Consider the following 6,508-nt stretch of genomic DNA (forward strand, 5'->3'; position numbering starts at 1 on the left):
GTAAAATAAATAAGCCTGCTGCTATGTTTGAATAGAGCGCACCATCGGCCAATGTTGCAGCTTGAAAAACCAGTAAAATAAGCACCGACTGCTTATAGACATTATCGTTAACGGCAGAAAAAAACTGGGTAATAAACAAAGGTAAAAATCGCTTACTATTAAGTAAGCCGCTTTGATTTGTTGAATGCGTTTTCATTGTGATCCTTACGTTTTAACTCTAAATATACCTATCTCAAAAAGGGCTTTGATTACTTAGCCGTCAAATTAACTGCATACTATTTTTAGCTAGCTTACCTTAAAAACAAAAAAGCCTACATAAATTAATTACGTAGGCTTTTACATATCTTTTCAAACAGTCGCTTTAATGAACTATTCTTGTGTAACCACGCGGCGACCACTAAATGCATGCATTAGGGTTCTACCATCAACTAAATCAAGTTCGCCTCCAACCGGAATACCGTGCGCTATTCGCGAGGCGCCCACATTATTTTTGTGGCAAAGCTGGGCAATATAATGCGCAGTCGTCTCACCCTCAACACTAGGATTAGTTGCTAGTATTACTTCGTTAATCCCGCCTTGAGAAAGTTTTTGCTCTAAAACATCTAAGCCTATTTCTTTAGGGCCAATACCATCAATGGGTGATAAATGCCCCATAAGGACAAAATATAAACCTAAATACTGACCCGTTTGCTCAATGGCAAGTACATCAGTAGGCGACTCAACAACACATAACGTACCGCTGTCTTGGCGTTTTGTGCTCAAGCAAATGTCACACTGAGGTTGCTCACAAAAAGTTCGGCACGTTTGGCAATGACCTATTGCTGTCATTGCCTTAGTAAGCGCGCTACCTAGTTGTGTACCACCTTTGCGATCACGTTCAAGCAAATGGAATGCAATACGCTGTGCAGACTTTGGGCCAATACCCGGTTGGCACCGCAATGCTTCAATAAGCTGATTTAAACTATCTGAAAGTTGCATTGTTTGTTAAAACGGCATTTTCATACCTGGTGGTAATTGCATACCGCCAGTTACTTTGCTCATTCGTTCTTGCGTTTCTTCAGCTACACGGCGCACAGCATCGTTACATGCCGCTGCAAGTAAGTCTTCAATCATGTCTTTGTCGTCTTCCATAAGGCTTTCATCAAGCTCTACGCGACGAACATTGTGGTTACCAAGCATGGTTACTTTAACTAAGCCTGCACCCGCTTCACCAACAACTTCCATTGTTGCAATTTCGTCTTGGGCTTTTTGCATGCGCTCTTGCATTTGCTGCGCTTGCTTCATCATGTTACCCATTCCACCTTTAAACATAATTTTCTCTCTTTCTTTTAATCTTTAATTGTCATGAAGATAAGGGCGATTGTATGTAATTACAATGCCTGAATACTGTTTTCGTCAATTTCGGCGCTAAATAACTGTTGAAATTGTACTATGTTTTCGTCACTTGTGATCACATCTATTGCTTGCTGATGGCGCCCTGCATCTATTTTTTGTTGAATTAAATAAGGCGAATCGATAACCCCTTGAGCAAATTTTATACTCAGCGACACATTGTGATCGTAAATACTCGATAATGCGGCATCAAGTTTTTGACGAAGCATTGGCGTATCTAGGTGTTTTTGCGATTCATCAACATCTATATGTAAGTTACTTCCCTGCTTCGTAAAAATTGAATGCAGCGCAAATTGGCGCATTCGTCCACCCAGCCCCATACGTTTTATCAAATAAGCCCACTCGTCTTGCTGATGAGCAAACTTTATTTCACTTATTGGGCTTTGAAAATCATCTGGAACCGGAATACTTTCCTCTTGTGGAGCTGGAGCAGGCACACTTTGAGGATTAATTTGTTCTAGTAACTCAGGCGCTAAATTTTCAGTGATTGTTTGATGCTTAGCTTTAAAATCAACTTTTTGTGCTTTTGTAGCGACTACACTGGGGCGTTTTGCTTGGCTCCCGCTATCAGGGAGCTCAGACTTTTTTTCATGCTCGCCTGTATTGTAGTCATCCCACGGCGGTGGGTTAGTAGATTGCACAGAAGCCGCGAGCGGGTGTTCTGCGTTTTCAGAATGAGTGTGTATATCTTTATTAGTGGCTTCACTTTGCTCTGCAATTGGCGAACCAACCAGCCTGTTATTTTGCTCATTATTAGCAGTTTCAGGTTTTTCAGACACTGGTGGCTGAGCTATATTATTACCCGATAACCTGCCTGAACCTGATATATTTCTGTCACGTAAGATGCGTGCAATGGCCGATTGTGCCTGAGACTCTTTATCATGCAGTGAAGGTGCATCCAAAGAGACTGGAGCGCTTGGAGATTCAGCCTGTTGCGATGTACTTTGAGCTTGAGGATTAAAGCCTTGATCTAGCGCGCTACTCATTACATCATCGAATTGTGCAGCTAATGTTTGCTCTACATCATTGTGCTGCATGTACGCTTCATTTTCGCTGTTACGCTGTGCTTGCTCATCACTTATTTGCTTCGCAGGTGTATTTTGGCTCGTTTCAGTTTGAGCCTCTTCGTTTTCAACCTGTAAATGCTCTACGTGAGCAGAATCAACAGGCGTGTCAGTAGCCGTGGGGGTTACTTGCTCATGCTGTTCTGCACTTATAATCGATTTTTCAGCTGGTTGCTGTACAATGTTTGTGTCGCTATGATTAGCAGCGTTATTAGTACTTTCAGGCTTATTTTTACTTAAAATATCGCGCAGTGCATTGGCTCGGCTTTCAGTGTTACGTGCCGGCAATTGAGGTGTGCTTATCTCGTTCTGCTGATTTTCGTTTCCTGCAGGCTGAAATGCAAGTAACCTCAGCAAAATCATTTCGAACCCTAAACGTGGCTCAGGGGCCCATTGTAAATCTTTTTTACCGTTTAAAAGTAACTGGTAATAAACCTGCACTTGCTGTGCACTTGTGTGCTCTGCAACGTGCTTTATATAATCAGCATTGGTCTCATCAAGCCCAGCGGCTTGAGGCACTAATTGGGCAAGCTGGGTTAAGTGCGTTAATGAAATTAAATCATCAAGTAACGCTATATAATTTGGGTTTTTGCTCGCTACATTTGCTATTTCGCTCATGAGCGCAGCGCCATCTTGACTTAGTAATGCTGCTAATAAACTTTGGCTGTAGTGTGTATCCATTAAACCAAGCATAGCTTGAACCGCTTGATTATTAATATCACCATTCGTTTGTGCTATAGCTTGATCGGTTAAGCTAAGCGCATCGCGCATACTGCCATCTGCAGCTTTTGCAATAACGCTAAGTGCATCGTTATCAAAGCGCAGTTGTTCTTGCGTCAAAACGTGTTGAAGCTGTGTTTTAATTTCACTTTGCGATAAGGCGTTTAAATTAAACTGTAAACATCGCGATAAAATAGTAACGGGTAACTTTTGGGGATCGGTGGTTGCGAGTAAAAATTTCACATGCTCTGGCGGTTCTTCAAGCGTTTTTAAAAGCGCATTAAAACTATGCTTTGAAAGCATGTGGACTTCATCTATTAGGTATACTTTGTAACGCCCGCGCGTAGGTGCGTATTGAACGTTATCAAGTATTTCACGCGTATCTTCTACTTTAGTACGAGAGGCAGCATCAATTTCTAGCAAGTCAATGTAGCGCCCTGCTTCAATATCTGTACAGCTGCTACATTGCCCACAAGGAGATGCCGAAATACCTTCGTCGCAATTTAAGCTTTTTGCAAAAATACGCGCAATAGTTGTTTTACCAACTCCTCGGGTTCCAGTGAATAAATACGCGTGATGCAGTCTATTTTGTGTAAGCGCATTAACAAGCGCTTGTTTAACATGAGACTGCCCAACCAATTCATGAAAGGTTTGTGGACGCCATTTTCTCGCTAGAACCTGATAACTCATCGATTATTCGCCTTCGAATTCAACCAACTTTAAGATTTTGATACCCATTTTTTCTATGCGTTGTTCGCCACCTAATTCAGGCAGTGATACAACAAATGCTGCATCAGTTGCTTCCCCACCAAGTTTATTTACAAGCTTAGCCGTGGCTTCAATTGTACCGCCTGTTGCAAGTAAATCATCAACTAACAACACTTTGTCACCGGGTACAATTGCATCAACATGAAGTTCTAGCGTGTCTTCACCGTATTCTAGTAGGTAATCTTGGCGAATAACTTCGCGCGGTAATTTGCCAGGCTTACGCACTGGAATAAAAGGAATACCTAAAGCATAAGATAAAGGTGCACCAAAAATAAAGCCACGTGATTCTGTGCCAATAATTTTTGTAAAACCTTGGTCTTTATATTCGGTTATAAATGCATCAATAGTAGCCTTGAACGCTTCAGGGTTGGCCATTAATGTAGTTACATCGCGAAACATAATGCCCGCTTTAGGATAATCAGCAATTGTTGCAATGCTGTTTTTAATAATTGCTGGTGTTACTTGAGTCATAAGTTTTACTGCTCAATGGTTGATATTACAAAGCAGGTGATTATAACCTTAAGTGAACTTTAATTGCGAGTTTGCTGTGACTTTAACGAAAATATTGAACAGTTATAGAGGATAGAAAAGCAAAGCATTAAGGCTGATGCTGACAACAGCCTTAAACTATAAATACGTTTTAGGTTAAGCTAGTGATCCAACCTAAAATTGCATTTAAACAACCAATACCTGCAAATACCGCTAGAAAAGCAATAAAATAAGTAGCGTTAAACGGATCTTTAAAATCTTTATCATCTGACATGGTACAACCTTTTATTAAGCACGATAAATAAGGCTGCCATGATAGACGATGTAAAAACATCAATAAAGGCCTTAATCTTGATTTTTTGTCACGATTACACCGCGTTCAATCAGCGCATTGAGTGTCACAAGCGCCCCTTGTGTTATTTGCTCTTCGTTAAACTGAGGAGCCTGCATAATCACCTGTTGGCAGAGGTTATCAAATGTAATGCCCTCAACGCTTTCAATGATAGAGAGTAATAAAGCCGTCATTGCATTAGTTGCTAAAAACTGTACTTCATCTTCTTCATCTCTATAAACAACAAAATAGTTAGGTACAGTCGATGGTTCTTTTGGCCGGACTTGGTCACTTATAGTTTGCACTGGATATTGGTAACTCAAATTTCTCGCTACGCTTGATAGAAATAATGGACTTTTAGTTAACGCTGTTTGTTGTAGTTTTCTCTCATTGGGGTCTTCGTTTGCTATTGAAACGTCAAGCTCTACCCATTCATAATGCGCAAGCTCTAACATAAAAGCAGGATCATAGTTTTTCATTTTATAACTACTGGACAAGTAATTAATAAACTCCCCTGCTATATCTAAAAAGTATGGTGATTGACAATTATATTCACTAAAAAACTGCCTAATCAATTTGTTCCATTGTTTGTCACTATAAAGCGTTTTTAACACTGGATAACCAGAAGAAATGAATCCCTCTATGTTATTAAAGAATAAGTCGCGATATATAGCCATGCGTCTATCTTCAATATCAGTTGGCTTTTTATTTTTTTTTGGTTCACGTATGTGCGCCATAAATTCATTTTGAACATCTATAAAACTCATAGCTGGATACTCATTACTGTCTGATTCGCGTTAACTTCAAGCTCGTTGTTTTGAAAGCTCAGGATTTAGATACTTTTGTTGCAACTGAATAATAATATCAAGCTCTTTAGTGAGTACATTTATCTCTGGAATATTAAAATCTCGCTCAAGAAGCGTTGGAAATACGCCATGTACCTTATAAGCTTTATCAAGTAACTCCCAAACTGGATCAATAACATCGGCGCCATGAGTATCGACTATCAAATCATTAGCCTCATTATAATGTCCCGCAACATGCCCATAGGCGATACGCTTTGTAGGTAAGCCGGCTAAGAAAGTATTTGCGTCATAACCATGGTTTATCGAATTAACATAAATATTATTTACATCAAGCAACAATTTACAATCTGCTTGCTCTAAAATTTCAGTAGTAAATTCAAGTTCAGATAACTCTTGGCCTGGCGCACCGTAGTAAGATACATTTTCCATCGCAACAGGTCGTTCAAGAATATCTTGAACTTGCTTAATTCGGGGGACAACGTGCGCTATTGCCTCTTCGGTAAAAGGGATGGGCATTAAATCATACATATGGCCTTGACCAGAGCAATAACTCAAATGCTCACTAAACATTTTAATGTTGTGCTGATCAAAAAAGACTTTTAGCGATTTAATAAATTCAATATCAAGCGGCTCTGGCGAACCTATTGATAAAGACAAACCATGACATACAAAATTATTAGCATCGGTTAATGTTTTAAACTGCTTTTTAAATCGGCCGCCCAGTTTTAACCAATTTTCAGGCGCAACTTCTAAAAAATCAATTTGCTTTGGAACGTGTTCTAATAACTCATCTAGCATTTCACGGCGCAAACCTAAGCCAACCATTCCAAATCCCGAACTGTGCATTTGTGTCATAACTGCCTCTACTATTAACAAAAAAGGGCCCGTGGCCCTTTAGCATAACTTAATTAAATTAAGAAATTAACGGCCACCACATT

General features: G+C 39.9%; 7 protein-coding genes and 1 pseudogene. All 8 read right to left on the reverse strand.

Annotated elements, in window-relative coordinates:
• A pseudogene (locus P20480_RS18720) lies at positions 1-196 on the reverse strand (MFS transporter); the annotation flags it as partial.
• 173 nt (positions 197-369) lie between these two features.
• Positions 370-978, reverse strand: a complete 609-nt coding sequence (gene recR, locus P20480_RS02835; RefSeq protein ID WP_008132248.1) for a recombination mediator RecR — start codon at positions 976-978, stop codon at positions 370-372.
• 6 nt (positions 979-984) lie between these two features.
• Positions 985-1,311: a YbaB/EbfC family nucleoid-associated protein gene (locus P20480_RS02830; RefSeq protein ID WP_006792396.1), complete on the reverse strand. Its 327-nt coding sequence runs from the start codon at positions 1,309-1,311 to the stop codon at positions 985-987.
• 59 nt (positions 1,312-1,370) lie between these two features.
• A complete protein-coding gene (gene dnaX / locus P20480_RS02825; protein ID WP_008132252.1) occupies positions 1,371-3,866 on the reverse strand; it encodes a DNA polymerase III subunit gamma/tau in 2,496 nt (831 codons plus the stop codon).
• 3 nt (positions 3,867-3,869) lie between these two features.
• Complete coding sequence (gene apt / locus P20480_RS02820; RefSeq protein ID WP_006792394.1) at positions 3,870-4,415, reverse strand: adenine phosphoribosyltransferase; 546 nt, start codon at positions 4,413-4,415, stop codon at positions 3,870-3,872.
• 169 nt (positions 4,416-4,584) lie between these two features.
• Positions 4,585-4,707, reverse strand: coding sequence for a hypothetical protein (locus P20480_RS20030; protein ID WP_008132255.1), 123 nt, complete (start codon positions 4,705-4,707; stop codon positions 4,585-4,587).
• A 71-nt stretch (positions 4,708-4,778) separates the two neighbouring features.
• Positions 4,779-5,531 carry an HvfC family RiPP maturation protein gene (locus P20480_RS02815; RefSeq protein ID WP_006792392.1) on the reverse strand — a complete coding sequence of 251 codons (753 nt, stop codon included), beginning with the start codon at positions 5,529-5,531 and terminating at the stop codon, positions 4,779-4,781.
• 36 nt (positions 5,532-5,567) lie between these two features.
• On the reverse strand, positions 5,568-6,425 hold the full coding sequence (locus tag P20480_RS02810) for an HvfB family MNIO-type RiPP peptide maturase (RefSeq protein WP_033025823.1): 858 nt from the start codon (positions 6,423-6,425) through the stop codon (positions 5,568-5,570).
• Positions 6,426-6,508 lie beyond the last annotated feature (83 nt).

The organism is Pseudoalteromonas sp. BSi20480 (assembly GCF_000241365.1).
Lineage (GTDB): Bacteria > Pseudomonadota > Gammaproteobacteria > Enterobacterales > Alteromonadaceae > Pseudoalteromonas > Pseudoalteromonas marina.

What these genes read in the sequence shown, in the direction of transcription:
- P20480_RS02810 (WP_033025823.1), bottom strand. Translation starts at nt 6,425, where the DNA reads ATGACACAAATGCACAGTTCGGGATTTGGAATGGTTGGCTTAGGTTTG.
- apt (WP_006792394.1), bottom strand. Translation starts at nt 4,415, where the DNA reads ATGACTCAAGTAACACCAGCAATTATTAAAAACAGCATTGCAACAATT.
- P20480_RS20030 (WP_008132255.1), bottom strand. Translation starts at nt 4,707, where the DNA reads ATGTCAGATGATAAAGATTTTAAAGATCCGTTTAACGCTACTTATTTT.
- dnaX (WP_008132252.1), bottom strand. Translation starts at nt 3,866, where the DNA reads ATGAGTTATCAGGTTCTAGCGAGAAAATGGCGTCCACAAACCTTTCAT.
- recR (WP_008132248.1), bottom strand. Translation starts at nt 978, where the DNA reads ATGCAACTTTCAGATAGTTTAAATCAGCTTATTGAAGCATTGCGGTGC.
- P20480_RS02815 (WP_006792392.1), bottom strand. Translation starts at nt 5,531, where the DNA reads ATGAGTTTTATAGATGTTCAAAATGAATTTATGGCGCACATACGTGAA.
- P20480_RS02830 (WP_006792396.1), bottom strand. Translation starts at nt 1,311, where the DNA reads ATGTTTAAAGGTGGAATGGGTAACATGATGAAGCAAGCGCAGCAAATG.